This is a genomic window from Wolbachia endosymbiont (group A) of Udea olivalis, assembly GCF_964028365.1.
In the GTDB taxonomy this organism is placed as follows: Bacteria; Pseudomonadota; Alphaproteobacteria; order Rickettsiales; family Anaplasmataceae; genus Wolbachia; species Wolbachia pipientis.
In genome coordinates, this window is record NZ_OZ034773.1 from 298,248 (window position 1) to 323,016 (window position 24,769).

24 protein-coding genes and 2 tRNA genes are annotated in these 24,769 nt (G+C 35.4%); 8 read left to right on the forward strand and 18 right to left on the reverse strand.

The window, feature by feature from the left end:
* Positions 1–59: 59 nt before the first annotated feature.
* The 7 genes from ABWU32_RS01380 to ABWU32_RS01410 form a co-directional block, all read right to left on the reverse strand.
* On the reverse strand, positions 60–1,097 hold the full coding sequence (locus tag ABWU32_RS01380) for a S49 family peptidase (RefSeq protein ID WP_341823921.1): 1,038 nt from the start codon (positions 1,095–1,097) through the stop codon (positions 60–62).
* The gene (locus tag ABWU32_RS01385) at positions 1,094–2,521 is read right to left on the reverse strand and encodes a phage portal protein (RefSeq protein ID WP_264376317.1); all 1,428 of its coding nucleotides are present in this window, start codon (positions 2,519–2,521) and stop codon (positions 1,094–1,096) included. Before ABWU32_RS01385 ends, ABWU32_RS01380 begins: the two co-directional genes overlap by 4 nt.
* Entirely contained in the window at positions 2,522–2,746 is a 225-nt protein-coding gene (locus ABWU32_RS01390) for a gpW family head-tail joining protein (protein ID WP_174516715.1), read from the reverse strand.
* The gene (locus tag ABWU32_RS01395; RefSeq protein ID WP_341823922.1) at positions 2,736–4,574 is read right to left on the reverse strand and encodes a phage terminase large subunit family protein; all 1,839 of its coding nucleotides are present in this window, start codon (positions 4,572–4,574) and stop codon (positions 2,736–2,738) included. Before ABWU32_RS01395 ends, ABWU32_RS01390 begins: the two co-directional genes overlap by 11 nt.
* On the reverse strand, positions 4,571–6,067 hold the full coding sequence (locus ABWU32_RS01400; protein WP_341823923.1) for an ankyrin repeat domain-containing protein: 1,497 nt from the start codon (positions 6,065–6,067) through the stop codon (positions 4,571–4,573). The genes ABWU32_RS01395 and ABWU32_RS01400 overlap by 4 nt, the downstream gene beginning before the upstream one ends.
* Before the next feature lie 18 nt (positions 6,068–6,085).
* Positions 6,086–6,556, reverse strand: a complete 471-nt coding sequence (locus ABWU32_RS01405) for a hypothetical protein (protein WP_341823924.1) — start codon at positions 6,554–6,556, stop codon at positions 6,086–6,088.
* Positions 6,557–6,691: 135 nt separating this feature from the next.
* Positions 6,692–7,162 carry a Holliday junction resolvase gene (locus ABWU32_RS01410; protein WP_341823925.1) on the reverse strand — a complete coding sequence of 157 codons (471 nt, stop codon included), beginning with the start codon at positions 7,160–7,162 and terminating at the stop codon, positions 6,692–6,694.
* 860 nt (positions 7,163–8,022) lie between these two features.
* Here ABWU32_RS01410 and ABWU32_RS01415 point away from each other — a divergent pair.
* From ABWU32_RS01415 to ABWU32_RS01435, 5 genes are read left to right on the forward strand one after another with little or no spacing between them, the layout of a single operon-like run.
* Entirely contained in the window at positions 8,023–8,514 is a 492-nt protein-coding gene (locus tag ABWU32_RS01415; protein ID WP_341823926.1) for a sigma-70 family RNA polymerase sigma factor, read from the forward strand.
* A gap of 49 nt (positions 8,515–8,563) precedes the next feature.
* On the forward strand, positions 8,564–9,361 hold the full coding sequence (locus ABWU32_RS01420; protein ID WP_341823927.1) for an ATP-binding protein: 798 nt from the start codon (positions 8,564–8,566) through the stop codon (positions 9,359–9,361).
* A gap of 23 nt (positions 9,362–9,384) precedes the next feature.
* On the forward strand, positions 9,385–9,864 hold the full coding sequence (locus ABWU32_RS01425; protein ID WP_264705213.1) for a hypothetical protein: 480 nt from the start codon (positions 9,385–9,387) through the stop codon (positions 9,862–9,864).
* Complete coding sequence (locus ABWU32_RS01430) at positions 9,861–11,087, forward strand: AAA family ATPase (RefSeq protein ID WP_341823928.1); 1,227 nt, start codon at positions 9,861–9,863, stop codon at positions 11,085–11,087. Before ABWU32_RS01425 ends, ABWU32_RS01430 begins: the two co-directional genes overlap by 4 nt.
* Positions 11,088–11,110: 23 nt before the next feature.
* Complete coding sequence (locus tag ABWU32_RS01435; protein ID WP_264704928.1) at positions 11,111–13,132, forward strand: AAA family ATPase; 2,022 nt, start codon at positions 11,111–11,113, stop codon at positions 13,130–13,132.
* 12 nt (positions 13,133–13,144) lie between these two features.
* On the opposite strand, the gene ABWU32_RS01440 is transcribed toward ABWU32_RS01435, so the two are convergent.
* The gene (locus ABWU32_RS01440; RefSeq protein WP_264704926.1) at positions 13,145–14,254 is read right to left on the reverse strand and encodes a hypothetical protein; all 1,110 of its coding nucleotides are present in this window, start codon (positions 14,252–14,254) and stop codon (positions 13,145–13,147) included.
* On the reverse strand, positions 14,220–15,416 hold the full coding sequence (locus ABWU32_RS01445) for a hypothetical protein (RefSeq protein ID WP_341823929.1): 1,197 nt from the start codon (positions 15,414–15,416) through the stop codon (positions 14,220–14,222). Before ABWU32_RS01445 ends, ABWU32_RS01440 begins: the two co-directional genes overlap by 35 nt.
* Positions 15,417–15,727: 311 nt before the next feature.
* Between ABWU32_RS01445 and ABWU32_RS01450 the strand changes: the two genes are divergently transcribed.
* Positions 15,728–17,356 (forward strand): recombinase family protein, encoded by a 1,629-nt coding sequence (locus ABWU32_RS01450; protein ID WP_353278707.1) that lies wholly within the window; start codon positions 15,728–15,730, stop codon positions 17,354–17,356.
* A gap of 420 nt (positions 17,357–17,776) precedes the next feature.
* Here the strand turns inward: ABWU32_RS01450 and ABWU32_RS01455 are convergent, their stop codons facing one another.
* From ABWU32_RS01455 to ABWU32_RS01465, 3 genes are all read right to left on the reverse strand, one after another.
* Positions 17,777–18,652: a tetratricopeptide repeat protein gene (locus tag ABWU32_RS01455; RefSeq protein WP_174516848.1), complete on the reverse strand. Its 876-nt coding sequence runs from the start codon at positions 18,650–18,652 to the stop codon at positions 17,777–17,779.
* 168 nt (positions 18,653–18,820) lie between these two features.
* Complete coding sequence (locus ABWU32_RS01460) at positions 18,821–19,210, reverse strand: DUF1284 domain-containing protein (protein WP_006279825.1); 390 nt, start codon at positions 19,208–19,210, stop codon at positions 18,821–18,823.
* Complete coding sequence (locus ABWU32_RS01465) at positions 19,207–19,734, reverse strand: biotin transporter BioY (RefSeq protein WP_015589442.1); 528 nt, start codon at positions 19,732–19,734, stop codon at positions 19,207–19,209. Before ABWU32_RS01465 ends, ABWU32_RS01460 begins: the two co-directional genes overlap by 4 nt.
* An 85-nt stretch (positions 19,735–19,819) precedes the next feature.
* Between ABWU32_RS01465 and ABWU32_RS01470 the strand changes: the two genes are divergently transcribed.
* Both ABWU32_RS01470 and dapF read left to right on the forward strand, forming a co-directional pair.
* On the forward strand, positions 19,820–20,407 hold the full coding sequence (locus ABWU32_RS01470) for a nitroreductase family protein (protein WP_077188423.1): 588 nt from the start codon (positions 19,820–19,822) through the stop codon (positions 20,405–20,407).
* Positions 20,388–21,176 (forward strand): diaminopimelate epimerase, encoded by a 789-nt coding sequence (dapF, locus tag ABWU32_RS01475; RefSeq protein WP_006279822.1) that lies wholly within the window; start codon positions 20,388–20,390, stop codon positions 21,174–21,176. Before ABWU32_RS01470 ends, dapF begins: the two co-directional genes overlap by 20 nt.
* Before the next feature lie 8 nt (positions 21,177–21,184).
* Here the strand turns inward: dapF and sucD are convergent, their stop codons facing one another.
* From sucD to ABWU32_RS01505, 6 genes are all read right to left on the reverse strand, one after another.
* Complete coding sequence (gene sucD, locus ABWU32_RS01480) at positions 21,185–22,060, reverse strand: succinate--CoA ligase subunit alpha (RefSeq protein ID WP_353278709.1); 876 nt, start codon at positions 22,058–22,060, stop codon at positions 21,185–21,187.
* Positions 22,061–22,063: 3 nt separating this feature from the next.
* Positions 22,064–23,215, reverse strand: a complete 1,152-nt coding sequence (gene sucC, locus ABWU32_RS01485; RefSeq protein ID WP_015589445.1) for an ADP-forming succinate--CoA ligase subunit beta — start codon at positions 23,213–23,215, stop codon at positions 22,064–22,066.
* Between the two features lie 37 nt (positions 23,216–23,252).
* Positions 23,253–23,453 carry a 30S ribosomal protein S21 gene (gene rpsU / locus ABWU32_RS01490; protein ID WP_006279819.1) on the reverse strand — a complete coding sequence of 67 codons (201 nt, stop codon included), beginning with the start codon at positions 23,451–23,453 and terminating at the stop codon, positions 23,253–23,255.
* A gap of 199 nt (positions 23,454–23,652) precedes the next feature.
* Positions 23,653–23,726: transfer RNA gene (locus ABWU32_RS01495), tRNA-Pro, on the reverse strand.
* Positions 23,727–23,935: 209 nt separating this feature from the next.
* The gene (locus tag ABWU32_RS01500) at positions 23,936–24,622 is read right to left on the reverse strand and encodes a 16S rRNA (uracil(1498)-N(3))-methyltransferase (protein WP_015589447.1); all 687 of its coding nucleotides are present in this window, start codon (positions 24,620–24,622) and stop codon (positions 23,936–23,938) included.
* Positions 24,623–24,650: 28 nt separating this feature from the next.
* Positions 24,651–24,722 (reverse strand) — tRNA-Glu (locus ABWU32_RS01505).
* Positions 24,723–24,769: the final 47 nt, after the last annotated feature.

The window sequence follows — 24,769 nt, forward strand, 5'->3', positions numbered from 1 at the left end:
CTCCTTAACTGATTACCGCCGCTTTTATCAATGCTATATACGGCGGTTATAAAAATACTTTAACTCCTACGACTTTTCGCTACCTGCATCATCAATTCTTCTCCTGAATTCTGTTGTACTGCACTCAGTATCTCTGTCTTCTTCGTTCTTTCTGCAAGTAATTCCATTAAAACCTCCCTTGCTTGCTCAACACTTACGCTTTGCTCAATAAATTCTCCTATCTTTTCTGGCATCTTCGATATATTACATAATCGTATTAATTCAAGAACTTCAGTACGATACTTGGTTAAATTATCAGTTTCTAGGTCATTTATAGTTTGTTCATTCATAGTAATACTCCTGTTTTTATTAATAGATGAAAGAATTGTCATTCCATCTGCAAGACCCATCTCTATTGCTTTCTCGCCAAAATATAGTTCTGCTTCAGTATTTTTTATTGCCTCTACAGAGAGGCTTCTATTCCGCGCTATTAGCTCAACCAGCATTCCATATAAACGATTCACTTCGCTTTTTAGATTTTCTAAACTCTCAGAAGTTATTGGCTCATGTGGATTTAAATCATTTTTTCTACTTCCAGCAAATACTGTAGTATATTTTATCCCCTGTTTTTCATCAAACCCACTTTGATCTATATGACTTGCGATTACCCCTATACTCCCAACTCCTGAAGTGCGGGTGAGAAAAATCTTTTCAGCACTAGAAGCAATTGCATACGCAGCAGAATACGCATCGTCATTTGCTATTGCAATAATTCTCTTTTTTGCTCTTGATTCATAAATAAAATCAGCAAGGTCAAACACTCCATTTACTTCTCCTCCTGGGCTATCTATATCAAGTAGAATCGTCTCTATGCTTTTATCTTCTAAAGCGCTCTCTATCTCTTCATGAATTTTTTCATATGATGTCATACCCAGTAAACCATCAAAAGTTTCTGACTTTTTTGTCAAGATTCCATGTATCGGTATTATTCCTCTTTCACTATTTCTTACTGCATGTTTTATATTTTTAAAGATAGGCTGCTTTCCTGCTTGTAGTGACAGTAATTCAAAACTCCTTGGTTCTACCATTACACATCTGTTTAGCCATTGTTGTTTCATAGTACCTCTTGATTGGCCGTAACGTCAGAATCAAAACTTAAGCCCAGTTCACTTGCACGTCTTTGATCTTCTGCTATTTCTTGGTCAATTTCTTCTACATCGTAACCCATTTCTGATACTACTTCCGATCGACTCTTAAATCCATTTCTTACTGCCATTTGCTGTGCTTGCTGATCTTTTAGCGGATCGACCCAATCAAATCCCTGTGGTATCCATTTTACTTCTTTTTTTGCTCCTTCTTTTCCCTTTGTCCATTCTTCACCTATGTCTAGCTCTCCAGAAAGTAGTGCTAACTCTAACCACCTATCCCATACAGGACGGCAAAACTGAAATACCATAATGTTATGCTGTAACATCGTGCACCTCCTGCGAAACTCTATCAATCCTGCTCGAATGGATGAATAATTAACGCCTGTTAAATCTCCTGTTAGCTGTTCATATGTTATCCCTGTACCAATCGCTATTGCTCTGAGTTGCTGTCTTATAAACGCTTCATAACTTCCTCCAACATCTGACGGTTCTGAAAATTTTATGTCTTCTCCTGGGTCTAAAAGCTGCATTGTTCCTGGCTCTAAACCTGATAGTGCCACTCCTTGCTCATTACTTTCACTTTCTCCCATGATATTTGCTTCTGGATCGAGTCTCGTAATAAATCCAGCAAACATTGCTGCAGTTTTCTTTCTCACCAGCTCTGCATCATCATATTGATCAAGCTCATAAAGCTTCAGCAGTATATTAGAAAGCCAAGGCTCCCCTCTGATTTGCCCAGGTCTTAATGGTCTATAAATATGTAAAACATCATTTGCTGGCACTCTCACTGATTCTCCAAACATACTTTCACCAGGGTGTTCTTTAAATAGGTAGTATGCTTCTCTTTGCCCAAGCCTGTTAAACTCAATCCCGTTTCTTATTACATTACCATTTGCTAAAGTTTGATTTGTTTTATTATCTAAGTGTTCAGACTCAAGTACTTGCAGTTGTAATGGTACAGAAAATCTATCTTCCAGCTTTCTCGTTCTTAAACGTACAAAACATTCTCCTCCCTCTATCATACTTCTGCATACTAGAGCTTGTAATCCATAAAAATCACTTACCCCGCTACTGTCTGCTTCATCTGTCCATCTTAGCCATAATTCTTGCACTTTCTTTCTAAATTCTGCATTCTTTGCTTTTGATTGCGGTTTTATTCCTGTTCCAATAGAGTTACTTACTATTGTATCAATGATATTTGCTGCATATGGATTTTTTCTTACCATATCCCGAGAGCGGCTACGTAAGTGCCCAAGGCTTTGAGAAAGTAAATTATTTATGCTTCCTAACTCTGGTTGAAAGTGAAAAAATCTTCTTCCTGAGCCTGCTGCATCCCATGCAGAGCTTTTTATCTTTGGTTTGTTAAATAATTGCTTGAAGGTTTTGAGCAGCATTTATAAAATTCCTTTACTCGTTGAAAAAACAATTTTCCTCTTTGGCCTCATGCCTGCAACTTTTAACCCCGCTTTTATTCGTTGCCTGAGCTCCAATAAATCCTTTATTTGAACTTCCCCGTACCGCACAACATGGTCACCATATGCAATTGAGACAACTCTTTCTCCGCTTTGCAGTTTTTGAATTGCTTTCTCAACTTGAGTTAAATATTTTTCACTGTACATTTTGATTACCAAGCCACTTACTCTGTCTTACTTTTTTAGGCTTTTTACTTTCTGGTTTTTCACTTAAACTATTCCATTTACTCTCTGGCCAACGATCGATTCCAAGCGCAATAGATGCAGCTCTTGCATAAATCCTACAGTCTAATACTTCATTTCTTTCTCTTACCTTTTGCCACTCTTGTTTGGTGTATCCTTTTACCACTTTGCTGACTAATTGCTCTGCTGTTAGCTGCTTAAAATATTCAGGTGCATACTCGGGAAAATGACAATATCCAGGTAGAGCTTTTCCTTCTTCTCCTTTTGAAATATTAAGTAATTGAAAAAGCTCTGACTTTAATATTGATACTCCTACTGGCCAGAGCTTTATTCCTCTCTTTAGCTTTTGACCACCAACTGTTATATCTACTCTACTTGGGCTGCTAAGTGGCACTAGTGCTTTATTTACACCTTTCACCGCCATTACTCTTCCAGAGCCTTGATGACTTCTCACCCAGTTGTAAACTTCCTGCGTTGCATACCCTGCATCAACCGCCATCATGCTTATCATGTATTCAAGCCCATTTTCACCGATAAAATGATGATTGAGGAGCTCCGAAAGCTTTCCCCATACTTCTCCACTTCCTGTATCTCCTTCAAATACTCGGTAGTCTATTGACCAACTTTCACGGCTTTTTCCCCATGCTACAACTTCTACTTCTAACCGATCTTTTTGAACATCTACTCCTGCTGTCAAAACCACTTCACCTTTTGGTACTGTGCCTACGGGAAAAAATTCTCTTCTGTTGAATAATTGCTTCCAGTCTGGTACTTCTCCTTTATCTACCCAAGTTTCTCCTAAAGTGGTATTTATCCAAACTTTCAGTAATTGTTCACTTTCCTTTGCATGGAGAAAGTCCTCTACTGCTTGTTGCCAACTATACCAGCCAACTGGACTATAAAGACTTGAAAGGTGAAATCCTTTTTTCTCCCCTTTTACTCTATTAGTAGGCCTCCATTCTCCACGCTCAAGCATCTCTGTCTTTTGATGATTTTCTATTTTGCCGCTACATTCAGCGCAGACATAATGTGTTGTTCTTGAATCGTTATTTTCCCATTTTATTTGTGACCACTTTAGAACTTGATAGTAATTACAATGTGGACATGGTACAAAAAAATATCTCTTATCTGTTGCTTCAAATTCCTTCTCAATTCTGCTTATTCCATGAATCGTTGGCGTTGATACTAAAAAAATCTTTCGCCGTGCAAATGTATTAGTTCGAGCAATACTAAGCAGTACTGGATCTCCTTCTCCTCCTGAATCTCCTGGATACGCATCAATCTCATCAAGAAAGAGATACTTTACTGGCATAGATCTCAGTCCTACACTGCTGTTTGCTCCAGTTATTACTACTATTCCACCTGGAAATTCCTTACTTTGTACAGTATTCCCTGAATCTCTTGACCTTGGGTCTTTTACTTTACTTTTTAAACATGGCGTACTCTCTATTAACGGTGCAAATCTTCCCTTTGACCAACGTTTTCCCATTTCAACTGTTGGCTGCACAACTAACATTGGACCAGGAGTCTGATCTATAATATAGCCTATCCAATTGTTACCTGCTTCTGTTCCTCCAATCTGCGCTCCTTTCATGAATACTACTTTTTCAGCAGGTGAAGATGGAGATAATGAATCCATGATCTCTTTTAAATAAGGAGTTCTTTCCGTTCTCCATTTTCCTGGCTCTGATGCTGCAGTTGGAGCTAAAACTCGATACTCATTCGCCCACTCTGATACTTTAAGCTCTGGATCTGGTCTTAAACCTTCAGAAAAAGCTCTAGCGTATATCATTGTCTGCATCTACTCATAATTGGTTCTATCTCAATATCGTTAACAGTAGAGTTTATTCCTCCACACTCCTCCAATTCCATAAACATCTTTTTCTGAAATTCGTTTTCTATATATCTTTTGCTCATCTCACTTATCATTATTGCTATAACAAGCGCAAATACCCCTGTTATTGTTGTAAAAATGATTACACTGCTTATTGTTGTTATTAACCCTATATACACTGCTACTGCTATTGCGCTGACTGTAATACAGATGCAGATAATATTATTATGTTTTTTCATCCTTTTATCTGCTATTTCTCTCTGTGCTATATATTTATTATGAAGGGTTGGAAAATTAACAACGGTATCTCTGCAGAGCAATGCCCTATTTTTTTCAGTAAATAAAACTTTAAGTAACTCTAAATTGTTTGATTTAATTGCTAAATGTAAAACAGGTGTATAATTTGCTCCTTTTTTCAGCAATAACTTTACTACATGTAAATGCCTTTTTTCCGCAGCAAGGTAAATCGATGATAAACCTTTATTATTTACAATATCAATATCGATTTCTTCCTTTAAAATTGCATCTACAAGCTCAATTTCTCCCGTTTGTACAGCTAAATGGAGTAGACTATTCTTTTCATAACCATACTTATTGTTCATCAAAGCCTTCTTTATTTCAGGTCTATTTTTAGCGTAATCAAATGGTGTTTTACCGCTATCGTCTTTTACCAGAGGGTCTATATCTTCTCGCGTTAGTAAGACCTCTATTGTTTTAAGTCTTTCAGCGTAATGTAGTGGTGTTTTATTTTCGTAGTCTTGTAGATTCACTTGAGCATTAGGCTCCTTTATTAAGCATTTGAGGATATCAAGACATAAGTCTCTTTCATCGTAATTAGTATTATTTACAGCTATATGAATAGGTGACAATTTCATTGAATTTTGTCCCATGCGCGCGCTATTTACATCTGCTCCAAGCTTTAGCAGTAACTTTACTATCTCCAACTTTTTATTATTAACTGCATAGTGCATTGGTGTCTGATTTCGTACATCAAAGACATCTATTTCAGCGTTTCCTTCTCTTATCAAAATCTTTACAACTTCTGCATGTCCTATGCCTGCTGCTAGATGTAATGGCGTATGATGCAGAGCATTTCGTACATTAACGTCAACACCTTTTCCTATCAAATATCTAACTGCATTAACTTCACCTATCATTGCAGCTAAATGAAGTAAGTTATCTTGTTCTGATCCGTATTTGTTATTAATTAGCGCTTGTAATATTTCTGCTTTTTTACCTTCTTTGGCATAATCTAAGGAGGTTTTGCCTTCATTGTCCTCAACAAAAGGATTGATATTCTTTTTTGTGAGTAGCAGATCTACCATGCTTAATTCGTCAAATTCTATAGCGCAATGTAGTGGTGTCTTTCCATTTAATCCTCTGACATTAACATCTAATCCAGGTTGATTAATGAGACACTTTATTAACTCCAAACTTAAGTTATCAGCCATTTTATATTCAAAATCTTTTTATATTTGAAATTTAGTATTAGATAATTCTTGTAATGAGTTTGTAATCTCTTCGGTTAGCGCCATATGAATCTTTTCAGTGTCACTCAGTGATGCAAGTAGTGCTGAAACCCTATTTGGAATATTAAGCAAATTATTACGAACAACTCTTGCTACATTAAATGCTTCAGTTTTTACTTCTTCAATTGACACAAATTTGCCTACTTCAGCTTTCACTTTAGCTTCCAAAAGTTTACCACGCTCGGTTTCATTTTTTATTCGCGTTTTTAGCAATATCGTTGAAAGTGTTTCTCCGCGCTCTTTTCTCCTCAGTGGTTGACTTGGATCTCTTATTGCTGCTACCGCTTCATTTGCTTGTTCTCGGTCAATAAGTCCATCTTCCAGCTCAACTATTCCTTTTTTTACTAAAGAACAGACATATTGCCTCGAAAACCCTTTTTCCCTTGCCCATTCTGCTTGCGTAATTCTCACCTTTTTTTTCTCCTTATTTTAGCACTGCTCAGCTATAATTTCGTAAGTAGTTAACATTTGAAATATGTCTAACGCTAAAGAAGGCCCGAGGTCAAGACCACCAAACCTGCCAGCATGGCCGGAAGGACCCACTTTCTATGGTGTTTTTAATATATTAAAATCTTTACTAAAATTCATAACATAGAACATTAAAGCTAAAGAATCTGCTTCATTATCATCCATTGGACAAAAACCCTTTTCCTGCACTGCTTCAATTACATCAGCTTTACTTGCATTACCCTTGCCAGTTATAAAACGTTTAATAGTCTTAACCGAAACACCTTGATAGGAAATATTGCTTTCCTCACACCAAGCAGAAAGGTGTGCTAAAAACCCTCCATAGATATGTGCAGCATCAGTTCCTAGATGTCTTCTCACTTCTTCAAAGTACACAACTTCAATACCTGGAAATTTATACTTAAGTGCATTAAGCCAATTACGAAAGTTTAAAAACTGCACTCCACCACCACTAAACCTGCTAACATGAAAACTCTTACTTCCACTTTGCACTATTCCATCATTTAAAATAGTCCAGCCAGTTTGTTTGCCAAGATCTAGGGTGAGCATTTCCTTTCAGTTGTTGTGTACATATATATACAAGATTCGAAAAAATTATGTCCAAAAAATCTTTAATTTTCGAAATTTAACAACTAACATGAAAACTCTTTTACAGCCAGTTTGTTTGCCAAATCTTTCAATTGCCGAGTACATATATATACAAGATTTGGAAAATTTTCGTCCAAAAAATCTTCAATTTTTGAAAAATTTTTCTCGAATTTGAAAACCTTCTAAACATGATTTTTCTACTTCTAGAGGTTTTTTTATTATTCTACTTTTATATGTTTTTATATATGTGTATATTTTTATATATGTATTATATATATATATTATATATAAGGGTTTCAGGAAGCTAGAATCCTCCATATTGGCGGACTTCAGATATGCCGTTCCTAGGAACGGTTTTAGGAACGTATGGTGAAACCCCGCCATACAGGCTAGTTCTAGATTCCTGATTCCTAATTCCTGATTTAGGAAGCCAGTAATCAGGAACGGAACTTAAGGTTATAGAGAGCATACTTTTCAACTATTTTCCTCTTAAAAATTTAAGCTATTCTTTTAATAGCGAAATCCACATTTTTAGCTCTTTAGGTGATATTGAATTTCAAAATATGAAATTCTTATATATTTTTAATATAACTTTAGGAAGCCTGAGCTACCCATTCTTAAAAATATTGAAATCCATTCAAAATAGTTTCTAAAAACCTGAACTGTATTATTTTAAATTGCACCGGTATTATTCTCAAAAAAAAATAACAGAATATCAATAGATTAAAAATCGCATCAGTATTATTTATTTTTGCTCCTGTCCTACATAAGGGCATTAATAACTCTCATCCTTAAAGCATTAATTTGTTTTAGGGAAAACCATGAAATTAAAAAATATAGCTATAATTGTTAAAAACGTAAAATACCAAGCCTATAGACTAAAACTTGCCAAGTGCTTTATTGATGAGAATAACGAAGACCTTGAGCAAGAACTCTTCTGTGAAATTTGGCCATATCTTGATCAGTATGATGAAGACAAAAGTAGCTTTAATACCTTTGTAGCAAGATTAACTGAAAATAAAGCTATTAACCTGTTAAAGAAACAGCAATGTGCAAAACGTAATATCAATAACTATCTTAGCATTGATGTAACAGAGCTATTTGAGGGTGAAATAACAAAACGCATTGATGTAGACTATATGATCTCGGTTTTACCAAAGGAATGGCAAAATATATGTGAGCAACTTAAATTTTTTAACTTACATGAAGTTGCCAAAATGAACAACGTTTCAAGAACCACTTTAAACAATATTATCAAGAAGATACGTGCCAAACTTTTTCCTATTTACTACGCAGGCAAAAAGAAAAATTGAACAAAATTTTTGCCTTTCTTGTATATATACATTGCAGCATGGATAAATAATGATTCTTAAAATTTTGAATAATAATGAAAGATTGCAAACAATATCAAGTGTAAAGATGGTCATCTTTGGTCCTTATGGTATTGGTAAAACAAGTCTACTAAAGACTATAGATGAACCAACACTTTGCCTTGATTTTGAAGCAGGGCTTCTTGCTGTTCAAGACTGGCAAGGAGATTCAATTAGCCTTCGCACTTGGAGTGAAGCTAGAGATATTGCTTGTCTTATAGGCGGTTCTAATCCTGCATTAAAATCTGATCAGGCATACAGCCAAAGACACTATGAACATGTATCTAGTAAGTACAAAGATTTTTCCTCTGAGTTTTCTAAATACCGATGCATTTTTATAGATAGCATAACCGTTGCTTCACGTTTATGTCTTTTATGGACAAAAATGCAACCTGAAGCTTTTTCTGAGAGATCAGGAAAACAGGATATGAGAGCTGCCTATGGATTACTTGCTCAAGAAATGATGGCTTGGCTCAATCAATTTCAACATATCAGAGACAAAGACATCATCATAGTTGGTACTTTAGGTCAGTATTTAGACGATTTTAATCGTCCAAACTGGCTACCTCAATGCGAAGGGGCTAAAACTGCTAGTGAAATTCCTGGGATAGTTGACGAAGTAATCAGTATGGTTGGAATCAAGAAAGATGATGGAACGGAGAAACGCTCTTTTGTTTGCCACACTTTAAACCCTTGGGGATACCCAGCTAAAGACCGCAGTGGACGCCTGAGTATGGTTGAAGAACCGCATTTAGGCAAGCTGCTTACAAAGATTAAAAGCAAGTTTTAAAATTTAAACATGGAGAGTGATATATGTTACAAAACCTATTAACTGATTTTAACACTGTAAAACCGCAAAGTAGATTGATACCAAAAGGTACAATAGTAAAGGTAAAAATGACAATCAAGCCTGGAGGTTATGAGCATTGGTTTACTAAAAGCCCCACTACCGGTAGCATTTATTTAAATACAGAATTTACCGTTATTGAAGGTCTATATGAAAAGCACAAGATTTACCAAATAATTGGTATTAAAAGTAATAAAGCAGAAGATACTTGGGGAGAAATGGGTCGCTCTATGCTTCGCAGTATCTTGGAATCGGCACGTGACATTCATCCACATGATAACTCAGAAAATGCAATCCTTGCTCGTAAGCTAAATTCAATTGCAGAATTAAATGGGTTGGAGTTTACAGTAAAGGTAGGTGTTATAACTGATGAATATGGAGAGAAAAACAAAATTGCTTCGGTAGAATACCGCAAAAATTATGAAATTGACAGAGTACCATTTTGAAGTACGACGAGGAAAAGCTTTGGTCTGCTGTCGTTACTAGAGGTATTCAGGACGCAGTAGGAAAAAACCCAAAGCTAAGAGAAGAAGCAATTAATTGGCTGAATTCAAAGTCTTTTGAAACTGTTTGTGAGCTAGCTAATCTCAACTTTACACGTATGAAAAATATGTATGGGAATTTTATGTCTAAAAAGCAAAAAGAGTTAAAGATGTTATTGATTGATAATATCAAGGAGTGTGTTTCTTACCTACTTCCAAATGGTGAGTTTTACCGAGATAAAACTTATATTGGAGACTTAAATGGAAATACAATTACAGTTAAAATATTAGGTAAGGAAGCTGGTGATTGGCGTAATTTTACTGAAGGAACTGGTGGTGATATTATTGATCTTTGGATTTTAATTAAGGGTGATATATATTCTGCTAGAAAGTGGCTCAATAAAAAATCAAAGAGTGGAGAAAAAAAAGGGGGGAAAAGAGAAGAAAAAATATTTTCTGTAAAGCAGTACTTAAGTGATCAATCACCAATACCAGAAGACATAATAGCTCCACGAATTCTCACTCCAGGTGGTCTTTTAGTCATTGGTGGTACGCCAAAGGTTGGCAAAAGTTATTTTCTTCTCTCTTTGCTTGCACATCTTGCAGCAGGAGTGTCGTTTCTTAAGATGAAATCAGCAAGGCCACTAAAAATAATCTATCTGCAAAATGAGATGGAGTACAATTACATCAGGGAACGAATACAACAAATCATAACCAATCAAAGGCTGCCAAATCTAGCAGAGGAAAACTTGATTGTTACTACAAAGATGAGATTAACTTTAAACGATGAAGGTATAGAGAGAATAAAAGAGATCATAGGAGAAAAATTTAAAACAATAGACCTTATCGTCTTGGATTCTCTTGACTATGAAAATATGTTTTCTGGCCTGCAAAGCAGAATAGAAAAACTACGTTCTGTAATTAATCCTACGGCTGGAATCATTATTACACGTCATACCAGAAAAGTATCCACAGCTACACTAGCAAAAAGTCCTTTTCAAGCTTTAATTGGTGCTAATGCTTTAAGAAGTTTTTACACGTCTGGTATGGTAATGTTTCAACCAAGTAAACGCGCAAATGTCTTGCAGGTAGTATATGAGCTAAGAAACGGTAAATCAATACCAGCAAAATTCATTAGCAGGGTAAATGGGCGTTGGCAGAATTCTAAAATTATAGCTACGGCTTAACTTGTCCGCAAAAAACGGATACTATGGTAGAGCTAAAGACTCAGCTTTTGCAAAATATCAGATCTTGTCTTTTTCATCTATTACCAAGAGGGACATTTCGTGGTGATAAGTTTTATGTAGGTGATGTACAGGGTAACAAAGGCAAAAGTACTGTAATAGAATTAACAGGCGAAAGAGCCGGATTATGGAAAGATTTTGCAACAGGAGAAGGTGGTGACATTATTGACCTTTGGGCAACAGTACACGGGAAGAATGCGAAAACAGAATTTCCTGAAGTAATGCTTTCAATAAGTGAATGGCTCGGCATCAAAGAAAAAAATAATACTAGAGATTTAGAACAATACCTGACTTGTAGCTGGAACTACTACGACGAGAGCAATCAAGTAATCGTAATAGTCTACCGTTATGATCCTCCTCTAGAGAAAAAACAGTTTAAACCATTTGATGTTAAAAAACAAAGATTCAAAGAGCCGGAGATAAGACCACTCTACAACATTCCAGGTATTTTAAAGTCCGATAAAGTTATTCTGGTTGAAGGAGAAAAATGCGCAGAAGCACTTATAGAGAAAGGAATAACTGCAACAACAGCAATGTTTGGAGCAAATGCGCCTATTGATAAAACAGATTGGACTCCGCTTAAGGGCAAGCATATTATTATTTGGCCAGACAACGATGAAGCAGGTAATAAATATACCAAAAACGCTGAAAAGAGACTTTTAGAACTTGGTGTTGCATCACTTGCTACGCTTAAGATTCCATCGGATAAACCAAGGAGTTGGGATGCTGCTGATTGTGTGTTAGAGGGAATAAATATTGAAGAATTTATTGAAAAAAACTCAAGAAAAATAATTATTAAACCACCACTTGATATTTTCAGCTGGAGTGTAGAGCGTTTTGTAGGTCCAGTACCAAAGCAAAGATTCTTAGTTGAAGGATTATTTCCTTTGGGTGTCACATCTATTTTAGCTGCAATGGGTGATACTGGTAAAGGTATGCTTCTTCTTGACCTAGCCCTCAAGGTTGCAGCTAGCATAGATCAGGTATGCGGATTTGGCCAACTTGTTACTGAACACGGATCTGTTGTGGTATTTTCTGCAGAAGATGATACAAATGAAATACATCGTCGCTTAGAACGACTTGATCCAAAATGCGAGAGATTGAAATATAAAGATAGGCTATTTATTGTACCATTACCAAACATCGGAGGATCTCTTACCATACTTAAGAACGTTCGCGGTAAAGTTGTAGAAATATCTCCAGAATTTGAGTCGGTAATGAAGCAGCTGAGCAGAATAAAGGATTTAAAGCTCATTATATTTGATCCCCTTGCTTCTTTCATTCATGCAGATTTAAATGCTGACCCAGCAGTAGGGGATTATCTCATGTGTTTATTATCTGATTTAGCATGTAGCACTGGAGCTTCAATAATTACTGCACATCATATGAGAAAGCTGAAGGGAGAAAAGCCTATATCAACAGTAGAGCAAGCACGAGATGCTATTCGAGGTACTTCTGCTCTCGTAAATGGAGTCAGGTGTTCTTTTGCTTTTTGGCCTGTTGAGGATATGACTAAACCGATGATTTTTAGGTCAATTGGAAAAATCCCAAGACAAAATGCCTTATTTTATGGAGCTGTTGTTAAGGCAAATGGCCTAGCTGATCGTACCATACGTACTTACCTAAGAAATGAAGAAACAGGGCTATTGGAAGACATTACTGAACAATTAAAAGCTCAAAATATTAGCGATAAAGATCTTAAAATATATCTTATTGATTCAATTGCGCGAGCTGCTAGTTCAGGACATCCATTTACTCATACAGGAAGTGCAGGAATACATAAACAACGACATAGACTGCCTGAGATTTTTCATAGTATGGGAAGGGATAGATTAGAGCGTATAGTACAAGAGCTTTTACAGGTAAAGCAAATAGTTAAAGGAATGGCTAATGGCTCAAAAGAGGATAAATGGCTTGATGTAAAAACAGGACCATTTGCACGTGGGGTGGGAAAATTTATTCATGGAGCTGAAAAAAACTATTTTTGATAACAAAAAACTCTATTTTTTTATAGTCAAAGTAAAAGGGTTAATTCGATAACCATGTGATAATCTTTGCCAACCAAGTGTTTGTATTACATCATCACGTTCAATACTTAATCCTAATTTCTCAGCAAGTGTAGATTTGATTGTTCTTTGCATTTTATTTAATGGTTTTCTGATTTGTTGTTCTAAATCTGCTTCTAAATTAAGTCCCAAGAGTTTTTCTAACTGATTAATATTGAGAAGTGTATGTTTTTCAGGTGGTAATTCTTTCTCACAGTCATGTAAAAATTGCCTAAATAATATTCGAAAAATATTAAGACATGATGCAGCTTTTTTATTTATAACTTCAATACTATTAACATATACCATACCTTTAACTACCTGTAACTCCAAAAGCTTTGTTGGTATAATTGGTTCAACACGTTTAAGCGAAATATATGAAGCTGGTAAAACTTGCAAAGAAGTATTTTCTACTACCTTTGCTACTCCTCTTTTAGCTGCCTCTCGGAATATCTCAGTTACAGTCTTAAGCTGACAAAACAGTTTCACCATTGGCACTACATATAGATTCAGTAATAGATTTGGTATATCTTTTTTTAGAGTGATGAGAACTGTAGGGTGGACTCTAAGTTTATCTATAGTTAAAAATATCGCATCAGTACAAAAATCAAGGATTATTAGATTTACAATACGACCTTGATTACAAATATAATAAACTCCTTTTTCCACTTTTTCCCACATAAGTTTTGAATCATTCAACTTTGTTTCAAACCAGTCTATGACCTTTTCTGTATTTAAGTATATGGATAAGAGATGAAATCTCTGTTTTTGATAAGTATTAGGCAGAATATGACGAGAACAGTTTTCACAAATAGCGTCATCACATGCTTCATCAAAGTCTGAATCGATAAAAATCTCATTGCTACAACTTGAATCAATTACATTTGGCCAATCAAGATGATCTTCTTCACGAGAGCAAACAATATAATACCTTTCTTGCATTTTTATCAATCCAAGATCGAATAAGTATCTTGCTGCTTTAATATGATTTTGGCTTGGATTAATCCAGGAACCATTTGAACTTAAAAGATCAGCAATTTGCTCGTGAAAGAATTTTAAGACCATAAGATTGTTCCATATGTTTCTTCAGGTCCTCTCTTTCTTTTTTATTGAGTGGATGCTCTGAATAATAAACTTCCCCACTTATTTTGAAAGAAAATGTTACCTTTTTGTTTTGGAACATTACTTTAGCTGATTGAATAGATTGTAGTATGTTGCCAATAGCTGGCTTTAAAATATGTAACTCTGGTGCAATAGGATCATGCGGTTTTACACTTAAAGTAAGATATGTATTACTATTTTTAAAATAATCTGACTTAAAATTTAACTCAAATATACAAATGTCAGAGTCAGAACCATCTATACATGCTTGAAGAAATTTGTGCACTTGTAGTGGAAAGTTCTTATCTTGTATATTTACAAAAGTACATTCGCAGTCAAAATACCCACTTACAATGCTATTTGCTATTTCCACAGCTTTATTAGTATTTTTAGCACAGAGATTAACCTGAGTGCCATCAAGAGAGAAATCTAAAATCATCCACTCAGGTTTATGACCATGAACAACTTTGTTTGAATTAAGCAGTAAATCCATGTCACTTCCTCGACGTACAAACATATATATTCGATCTTGATGATGGAAAAAACCCTGCAACTGATCATCATCCTTAAGTATCTGCTCTACAGCTTCTTGTGACATAAACTCTTTAAATGAAGTGTTTATTTGTCTTGGTGATTTCTGTAGAGCAAATGATATGAAACCTTTCTTTTGTACTTTATCAAAATGATAGACAGATTTTAGAAATTCACAATTTATGTGAAATAGTAAAAACAACAAGGATCTTTTATCATACTTGGTATTATTTTTTATCAGATACGATCTCATTAACTTCTCAGTCAGAGCAAATCTTGCTACTTCACTGACTGTAGCCTCAAGTTTTGTACGATCAAAGTAGCTAATGAGATAATAGTTAAAAAGAGAGTCAGAGTAATTGGTAAGTATCTTACGTTTTTGCTGAGTGGATCTATCATCATAATCTCCGTCTTGAAAAAGTTGTCCATTTAAATGATTTTTAAAGCAATGCTGAAAAATAATGCTCAGTTGTTTACCAGAAAGGGAATCTAACCAAGACTGACGTATATTAGAATCCTGAAAACGATCTAATAAAAGGTTAACCGGAACTTCTAAGTCGCTCTCCCAGAATTTATGACTTGGATAAATCTCCATAACATATTAAATAAGCCATGTTATACATAATATGATGATTTAGGCAAAGATTTTTTGGACATAATTTCTTCAAATCTTGTATATTTATTAGGGAGAATTTGTGTGAACTAGATAGCTTTCTTAAATAAGGTGTGCATTGGTTTAGTTTAATAGAAGTCTCCTAACCTATAAAAAAATTCACAGGAAGAAAAACATGCAAAAAGGGGAATTAACTATTAATTGCCGTTATGAACCTCACAGGTTGGCGGGTACATATTTGGCAAATGCTTATGAACAATTATTGAAATGTAAAACAAAGGAGGTGAAAGAAAATGACAACGGTAAGCTTGTATGCAAGAGTTTCATCAAGACAACAGGCACAGGAGAATACAATAGAGAGTCAGATTGTAGAATTGGAGCGTCGCATTAGTAGTGATGGACATGAATTGTTAGATGAGCATAGGTTCATCGATAATGGTTACAGTGGATCAAATTTAGAACGTCCTGGCTTAGAGAGTTTACGTGATAGAGTAGCAGAAGGTAAGATTGATAAGATATACATTCATTCACCTGATCGGCTATCACGTAAATTTTCATATCAAATGATCTTACTCGAAGAGTTTAAAAAGGCTGGATCTGAAATAGTATTTTTGAATCATAAGTTTGATGATAATCCTGATTCCCATTTATTTCTACAGATTCAGGGAGCAATAGCAGAGTATGAACGTGCAAAGATTATGGAACGAAACCGTAGAGGTAAACTTCATGCGGCCAAAGCTGGGTGTATAAGTGTGATGGGTAGGGCGCCTTACGGTTATCGCTACATAGCAAAACATGTAGGTGAAGGAAGTGCTCAATTTGAGGTTGATGAAGAAGAGGCAAATATAGTGCGTAAAATATTTAGTCGGGTTGGCCAAGAAAGAGCAAGTATAGGAGAAGTTGTACATGAACTGAATAAGATACCGGTAATAACACGAACAGGAAAAAGGTATTGGAAAAGGAGCACTATTTGGAACATGTTAAGAAATCCTGCTTATATAGGAAAAGCAGCTTATGGTAAAACTAGGACATGCTCAAAACCACAAGTAAAAAAGTCAAAAAAAGGAACTTGTGGTAAACTTAAAAGTGGTCGCTTTAACAGTGATAAAGAGAACTGGACTTATATTCCAGTACCAAAAATAATCAATGAGCCTTTATTTGATTCAGTACAGGCACAACTAACTGAAAATAGGCAAAGAGCAAGAGTACGACAAAGAAGAGAAACATATTTATTGCAAGGTTTAATGGTATGTCAACGTTGTCAATATACTTATTGCGGTACAAACCACGTTCATAAAAAGTCGACATATTATTACTATCGTTGCTCTGGTACAAACTCTAGCAAATTCAATGGCAATAAAATCTGCGATAATAAATCAATACGCACTGATATATTAGATGGAGTTATATGGGAAGAAGTCAAGAGTATCTTGAAAGAGCCAGATAGGATTGCAAATGAATATCAACGTAGATTATCAGAGAACAAAAAACCTTTACATAATCAAACACGTGAAAAGCAAGAAAGTAAGTTAAGATTAAGTATCAAAAAATTTATTGATAGCTATGCTAAAGGGTTTATAAGCCAAGAAGAATTTGAACCAAGAATCACAACAATGAAACAGCATTTGAAAGAAATTGAAGAAGAGAAAGAAAGAACGCTTGATCAAAAAAAACTACAACAAGAATTGAGCCTTGTTACAGATAGCTTGAAAAACTTTTCCTCAAGTGTTGAATCAAAGCTTGATCAAGTGGATTGGCAGACTAAGCAAAATATTATTAGAATGTTAATTCATCAAATTGAAATCAATCACAATCACTTGTATATAGTATTTCGCATAAAAAGTCTTGCAAATTTTGATCAAAATAGCCATAATAGAATTATGCAATGTTGTACTGGCAGTCAACGGTCAATGAATACCTAAATTTGAGTAAAAGAAATTTCACTACCATTTACCAATCCGGCTAAAATTCAAGAATTTCAATGCTTTAGCTATTTTCAATAGAATTAAATTTATTAATATAAATAACAAATTACTATTCTTAAATTTGATCAGATTGATTGCAAAAAAACAAGATTTTCAATAGGTTGCTTATAATCCTAACTATAGTTAGCCTTTCATAAGTAGCGATGCAACAAAGCCATCCCAGTGTCAAGCACTGGGATGACACCCTCCTGATGGGCCAAAATCACAATGTTCGTACAGTTATGCATTTGTTGTGCAAATTACCTTTGCAAACAAATGTTCGTACAGCTGTGTGTCACACACTTTGCTTCAATATTTGCACATTAGCCACTCCCTTGAACAGATACGATAAATTAGCTTTAGGTAAGCTATAAGCTTTTATGAAATCTTTGGGTGCGTGCTGTGAAGTTTTATAAATTTTAGTCTTGCTGTCACTTTGTATAAAGGTATTTTTTCACTCACATCTTTCGAAGTTGTAGCCATGTTTAACAACTTTAAGTAGAATATTGTAGCATTTTGAAAATCTGAAAGTTTATCTAGAATAACAGCTAAATTATAAGTATAAAAAATATTGTTTTCATCGAGGGAAATAGCAGTTATCATATACTCTTTACCTTTTACATAATCCTCCTTTTTCATATAGATCAGACCTAAATTTGCTAATAAAGGAGCATAATTTTTATGTATATCATACAATTTTAACATTTCACTCAACGCCAGATCAGGATCATATTGTGAGATTATCGTCAGAAAATTTTTTAATATGTAAGGGTTACTAGGGTGTTCTTTTAACAGTCTTGTGTAAATCTCTACAGCTTTTTTGTATTCTTTATTAGCGTAATAAATATTTCCCAATCCAATTAAAGCATTTTTATGATAAGGAAACTTTGCGATAATCTGATTAAGGAGAGAAATAGCTGCTTCATTATCTCCTGATTCAAAGGAATCTTTTGCTTTTTTTAAAGTAGAGTATATGTCAAAACTCTTGCCAGAATTCTGCGAAATTTTGATATTAAATTTGTCACTTTTTCTCTCAATAACATCAAAATCTTTATATTTTTTATCAGCTTTTATATGCTTGACAACACTATCGAAGGCCTTTTGTATCTCCAAATTTTCACTAGCATAGGTAACAGAAGACCTCCATAAAATCACAACGCAAATTAACATGCAGATAAACATAGGTCCTAGTGTTGTGGCATTGGCTGCAGCGTGTAACCAGTAAACCTTATTTCTTTGAGCTATGCGTAACACATTACAAATTCATAAATGCTAAATTACCTATCTCATACAATAATAAAGATATTATTAATTAGCGGGACGAACATGCTGTGTAGCTTTTCAGAATGCATTTATCTTTTGTCTTCCATATTTCGCTTTATTTCCACAAAAATGCTTCAATTTATCTTAACATTTTGTCAACTACCTTTGTAGATTTAAAAGGGCATTTTTACATATTCCATATGGCTGCCAGTTGCACCCCTCACATGCGTACTCGAATTTCTTTAAAGACATTTTCTCCCTAATCTTTTTTACTGCCTCATTCCAAGTTAAAGTCTCGCCAATTTTAATTCCTAAAATTTCCATATGCCTTCTATCTAGCTCTAAAACTTTAGCTTGTGTGGTGCATTTACCTTGTTTAGTCTGATTTGGACAAGCACTACAGATATTATCAAGGTTACCAACTACTTCGATTTGAGTACTAATTACTTTGCTTGCTATCCTTTTATAATTTTCTACAAAACCCTGAGAATACCCATATCCCCGAAACGCGAGGGTGCACATGAAATGATGAGGGCGAAATTTTATCATTTTTTCAAATATTGCAAAGCTGCTACAAGTAGAAAAATTTTTATCAAACCAGGAAGGATAAATGGTAAAACACCCACCATTATTGCTTGTCCCAGACCCAAGTAAACAGCAAGCCAACTAACACCACAAATAAAGATTACAACTGTACCAGCCAGACAACTTAAAGAATTACATACAAATGATTTATACTTAGAGTTCAGTAATTCATTTACTTTGCTCATTACCATAACAGCAGCTAAACAGCCAATTAAATATCCACCGGTTGGTCCAAGAAGAGCGTGATAACCACCAGAAAAATTCGCAAGAACAGGCAATCCTGCTGCACCAAGTGATAGATATGTAAGCACAGAATAGAATGCTGTTCTGCGGTTAAATTTAAGCCCAATAAGCATTACTCCTAAAGTTTGCAATGTGATAGGCACAGGCTGCAATGGTATGCTTATTTGAGCCATCAAGAATAAAAGTAAAACGCAAGACAATATTTCAGCCAGTGTTGATCTGCTGCTAGATTGTGTTATAAACATACCTTCCCAATAAAAATAACTTATTAAATGTAATATATGTGTATGAGAGGTTTTGCAATTTAAATTTTGCTTATATTGTGCTACAATGAATTATTTATGCACTATTAAATTAAAAATGATGAGTAAACAAGATCTATTATCGTTGATGAAAGCAAGACACAGCGGACGTTCATACGATCCTACAAGAGCAATATCTCAGGAAGACATGGATATTTTAATGGAAGCTGTAAGGCTGACTCCCTCATGTTTTGGTGATGAACCCTGGAGATACGTAATATGCAACAAACAGAACAATCAAAGCGTATGGGAAAAGCTGCTAAATTGCCTTGATGAATCTAATCAAAAATGGGCAAAAGATGCACAAGTGTTAATCATATCTTTAAGTGCTAAAAACTTCCGTAAACAAGGTAAAGGAGAAAATCTTTGGGCTAATCATGATACTGGTGCAGCAAATTATGGACTTATGTTACAAGCTGCAGTTATGAACTTAATGGCCCATCAAATGGGTGGATTTGATAGAGATAAAATAGTGAAAGAGTTCAATATACCCAATGACTTTAACGTAATGTCAGTGATAGCGGTTGGTTACGAAGAAGAGGGTGCTGAAACAAGTAAGAAGAAAAGAAGACCAATAGAAGAAATATTTTTTTATGATGAGTGGCCAAAATTCTGAAAATTTTATCAAAATGCACGGCACTGGTAACAATTTCGTTATCATAGACTCACGTTCAACAAACAATTTAGACTGGAACCATAGACAAATTGCTGATCAAAGCAGTTGTGATCAAGTGATAATTATAACAATGTCTAATGCTGCAGACTGTTTTATGCATATCTATAATGCTGATGGCAGTCGAGCTGAAATGTGCGGAAACGCAGCACGCTGTGTTGGATATTTGATAATGTCAGAAAAAGGTGCTGAATACTCCATTATTGAGCTAACAAGCAAACGCATTTTAGAGTGTTTTAAAGTGGGTGATAAATCCATAAAGGTTAACATGGGTAAACCTTTGCTAAAATGGCATGAAATTCCCTTGTCTACTGAGTGTGACACTCTTCACTTACCTATAGAGCTTGAAATGCTAAAAGATCCTGTTGCAGTAAATATTGGCAATCCTCACATAGTTTTTTTTGTTGATAACATAAGTGAAATACCATTGCGAAATTTAGGACCAAAGCTAGAAAATCACGCATTATTTCCTCGGAAAATTAATGTTAGTATTGCACAAGTTGAAAAGTCTGGAGAAATAGCTTTAAGAGTTTGGGAAAGAGGTACAGGCATTACTGCATCATGCGGTAGTGCAGCCTGTGCAGCACTTGTTGCATCCACACTACGTGGATATCTGGTTGCCCAACAGACTTCAGTAAATTTACCAGGAGGCAAGTTATTAATCGAATGGGCAAATAACGTATTCATGACCGGTGATATAGGGTTTTTGTGACCCTAATTCTAGTGATGCATTACTTCCAATACCTTCTTACCAATTACTGCAGGGGTTTCAGCAATTGCAATCCCGGCACTCCGCATAACTTCTAGTTTTGCACCAGCACTTCCACCGCTGGAGGAGATGATTGCTCCAGCGTGTCCCATACGTCTTCCTGGAGGTGCCGTTTGGCCTGCTACAAAACCAACGATTGGCTTTTTAGTTTTTTCTGTTTTCACAAAATATGATACATCTTCTTCTTCGTTTCCACCTATTTCACCAATAACTACAATACCATGAGTATCGTCATCTTTTAAAAAGAGCTCCATACAGTCGACAAATGTCATACCATGAATTGGATCCCCCCCAATTCCGATACACGTGGATTGACCAAGACCAACAGCGGTTGTTTGTGCTACTGCCTCGTAAGTTAAAGTTCCGGAGCGAGACATAATTCCTATGTGTCCACGCTTATGGATATGGCCAGGCATAATTCCTATTTTGCATTCTTCAGGTGTAATAATTCCCGGACAGTTGGGACCAATCAATCGACTTTTTGAGCCGATAAGCGCACGCTTAACTTTCACCATATCAAGTATAGGAATGCCCTCTGTAATACAAATTATCAATTCTATTTTTGCATCTATTGCTTCAAGTATTGCAGCAGCAGCAAATTTAGCAGGTACATATATAACTGTAGCATTTGCACCGGTTTTTTCTTTGGCTTCTGCTACAGTATTAAAAACCGGTAAATTAAGGTGAGTGCTACCACCCTTTCCAGGAGTTACACCTCCCACCATTTTCGTTCCGTAATCAATTGCTTGCTCTGAATGAAATGTGCCTTGTGCACCAGTAAAACCCTGGCATATTAATCTTGTATCTTTGTTTACTAAAACGGACATGCTTTATTTTACCTCTTTTACTATCTTTTGTGCAGCATCACCCAGTTCATCTGCAGCAATAATATTTAATCCTGACTCTTCTAAGATTTTTTTTCCTTCTTCAAAATTAGTACCTGATAATCTAACCACTAGAGGAACTTTAATGCTCATTTCTTTTGCAGCCGCAACAATTCCACTTGCGATAATATCGCAACGCATTATACCACCAAATATGTTAACCAGAATTCCTTTTACGTTGCTATCAGACAATATGATTTTAAATGCTTCAGTTACAGTTTCTTTACTCGCTCCACCACCAACATCCAAAAAGTTAGCAGGCTCTGCTCCGTAGTATTTTATTATATCCATTGTTGCCATAGCAAGACCTGCACCGTTTACCATGCAACCAATACTGCCATCCATTTTGATGTAACTGAGCCCATATTTTGAAGCCTCTATCTCTTCTTTCACTTCTTCATCATAATCACGAAGTTCCATAATTTCTGGGTGACGATATAAAGCATTGTCATCGAAATTAATTTTCGCATCGAGCGCAATAAAATCTCCAGAATTTGTTTCAACCAGTGGATTAATTTCAATTTGGCTCGCGTCAGTTGCAATAAACGCATCATATATTTTTTTTGCAATGTTCGATATCTTTTCTATTTGTTCTGGACTCAAATCAAAACTGCTGCTTAACTTGCTGCTATCAAAACTTGTAGCAGAATCAATATCAAATTTCACAATTTTTGCAGGAGAATTTTTCGCCACTTCTTCAATGTCCATTCCACCTTCTGAGGAAAATATGAATATTGGCCTACTGAGCTTCGGGTCGATTACCAGGCTTAAATAATACTCTTTCTTAATGCTTGAGCCTTCTTCAACGTACACTTTTCTTACTTGCTGCCCGCTTGGCCCTGTTTGATGAGTAACTAAAGTCATACCAATCATGTCCTTTACAAACTGTTGAGCTTCTTCAACTGACTTTGCTAGCTTTACGCCACCGGCTTTACCCCTACCACCTGCATGAATTTGAGCTTTAACTACAAACACGTCAGATTTTAATTGACTTACTTGAGTCTTTACTTCTTCCGCAGATGTAGCAACAAAACCTTTTGGCACTGGGACATTAAATTTATGCAAAACTTCTTTCGCTTGATATTCGTGAATATTCATAAAATAACCAATGATAAACTATTAACCTGAGTACAAACTACCAACCATAACGCTGCCTTCTGCACTCTTGTTGGTACCTCTTTTTTTTAGCTTCAGCTTTCTTTTTAGCTCTTTTTTCTGATTTTTTTTCATGATATTGTTTTTTCATTTTCAACCCTCTTCCTTCCTTTTGAATTGTTTTTTTCAATACTGGAAGAGCTCTGTCTACATCACCATAATGGACTGATACTTCTATCAAACTCTATACCTCCTTCGGTAATCATTTCAAAATCTATTTATAAATTAGAAAATTAACATTGTCAATTATTTTATAAACTTGAGCGTTAAAATGTAATATGCCATAATTTACATGGTGAATAATGTCATTCCAGTGTCAGCTACTTGCTTACTGATGGAGATTACTCTTATGTTACAGCGTTCTTACAATTATACTAACATCGGGGCGGAGAGATTTGAACTCCCGACCCTTTGGTCCCAAACCAAATGCGCTACCAGGCTGCGCTACGCCCCGACTTCTTTACTCAGAGTATCAATAACTCAGGCAAAATGCAAGATTCATTTGTTTACTTTAGAAAAAATATAATATGAGATTTAATATTATCTTAGAATATGTTTTTTATTAGCTCCTCTTTAACAACAGACTGCTTCGTAGAAAGTCTACAGGGTTTTTGTGCGCGCAACACTGAACCAGATTTCTTTATCTTAGCCATATTTAAAAATCTAGCTACACCAATTGGTGAAAGTTAGTGCAGCAACCACAGCGGTATCGACTCTTAAAATTCTTTTTCCTAGACTCAATTTTTGACAAAACTTATCGGCAAGATCAAGTTCATAAGATGAAAAACCACCTTCAGGGCCAACAATAATAGCAACATTTTTCTTACCTTTCAGCACTTTATCAGCTTTACCTGTTTCATCACATAAAACAAAATTTTTACTCTGGGAATCAGGTAATTCGCAAAAGTTAATAGGAGGCAAAATCTCTGGTATACTCATCCTACCGGATTGTTCCGCTGCTTCGATTGCTTGTAATTTTGCTCTACTTAGGTTAATGTTTTTTACTACTGTACGTTCCGTTGAAATAAATTGAATGCAAGTTATTCCCATTTCAGTTGCCTGTCTTACTATGTTGTTCAAAGCAGCACTTTTTACCATGGCACAATACAGGTATAAATTTTCCTCATATTGCTGTTGTTTGGCACATTCTTTGAGTGTAATTTTTGTCAATTTACGCGATATATTAACTACTTCTCCTAACCATTCTCCATCTTTTCCATTAAAAAGAGAGAGATTATCATACTTCTTAAGCCGCATTACATTGCAAATATAGTGACTTTGTTGTGGATTAAGTGCTAAACTCACGCCTTGTGATAAAGCTTCTTCAACATAAAGCCTAATTTTTCCCATTTAAAACTTTAATTATATTCTATTTGAGTGACTCTTACGGGATTTGAACCCGTGTTACCACCGTGAAAGGGTGGTGTCCTAACCACTAGACGAAAGAGTCAACTTAAATCTAACTAGGTTATATCGATTACATATATAAAGTCAATT

Bases quoted from the DNA above. Each gene is read 5' to 3' on its own strand.
- ABWU32_RS01420 (WP_341823927.1), top strand. From the start codon at position 8,564: ATGATTCTTAAAATTTTGAATAATAATGAAAGATTGCAAACAATATCA.
- ABWU32_RS01440 (WP_264704926.1), bottom strand. From the start codon at position 14,254: ATGGTCTTAAAATTCTTTCACGAGCAAATTGCTGATCTTTTAAGTTCA.
- ABWU32_RS01460 (WP_006279825.1), bottom strand. From the start codon at position 19,210: ATGATAAAATTTCGCCCTCATCATTTCATGTGCACCCTCGCGTTTCGG.
- ABWU32_RS01395 (WP_341823922.1), bottom strand. From the start codon at position 4,574: ATGATATACGCTAGAGCTTTTTCTGAAGGTTTAAGACCAGATCCAGAG.
- ABWU32_RS01390 (WP_174516715.1), bottom strand. From the start codon at position 2,746: ATGTACAGTGAAAAATATTTAACTCAAGTTGAGAAAGCAATTCAAAAA.
- ABWU32_RS01425 (WP_264705213.1), top strand. From the start codon at position 9,385: ATGTTACAAAACCTATTAACTGATTTTAACACTGTAAAACCGCAAAGT.
- dapF (WP_006279822.1), top strand. From the start codon at position 20,388: ATGAGTGGCCAAAATTCTGAAAATTTTATCAAAATGCACGGCACTGGT.
- ABWU32_RS01380 (WP_341823921.1), bottom strand. From the start codon at position 1,097: ATGAAACAACAATGGCTAAACAGATGTGTAATGGTAGAACCAAGGAGT.
- ABWU32_RS01450 (WP_353278707.1), top strand. From the start codon at position 15,728: ATGACAACGGTAAGCTTGTATGCAAGAGTTTCATCAAGACAACAGGCA.
- ABWU32_RS01385 (WP_264376317.1), bottom strand. From the start codon at position 2,521: ATGCTGCTCAAAACCTTCAAGCAATTATTTAACAAACCAAAGATAAAA.
- ABWU32_RS01435 (WP_264704928.1), top strand. From the start codon at position 11,111: ATGGTAGAGCTAAAGACTCAGCTTTTGCAAAATATCAGATCTTGTCTT.
- ABWU32_RS01500 (WP_015589447.1), bottom strand. From the start codon at position 24,622: ATGGGAAAAATTAGGCTTTATGTTGAAGAAGCTTTATCACAAGGCGTG.
- ABWU32_RS01445 (WP_341823929.1), bottom strand. From the start codon at position 15,416: ATGGAGATTTATCCAAGTCATAAATTCTGGGAGAGCGACTTAGAAGTT.
- ABWU32_RS01415 (WP_341823926.1), top strand. From the start codon at position 8,023: ATGAAATTAAAAAATATAGCTATAATTGTTAAAAACGTAAAATACCAA.
- ABWU32_RS01470 (WP_077188423.1), top strand. From the start codon at position 19,820: ATGAATTATTTATGCACTATTAAATTAAAAATGATGAGTAAACAAGAT.
- ABWU32_RS01465 (WP_015589442.1), bottom strand. From the start codon at position 19,734: ATGTTTATAACACAATCTAGCAGCAGATCAACACTGGCTGAAATATTG.
- ABWU32_RS01400 (WP_341823923.1), bottom strand. From the start codon at position 6,067: ATGGCTGATAACTTAAGTTTGGAGTTAATAAAGTGTCTCATTAATCAA.
- sucC (WP_015589445.1), bottom strand. From the start codon at position 23,215: ATGAATATTCACGAATATCAAGCGAAAGAAGTTTTGCATAAATTTAAT.
- ABWU32_RS01410 (WP_341823925.1), bottom strand. From the start codon at position 7,162: ATGCTCACCCTAGATCTTGGCAAACAAACTGGCTGGACTATTTTAAAT.
- sucD (WP_353278709.1), bottom strand. From the start codon at position 22,060: ATGTCCGTTTTAGTAAACAAAGATACAAGATTAATATGCCAGGGTTTT.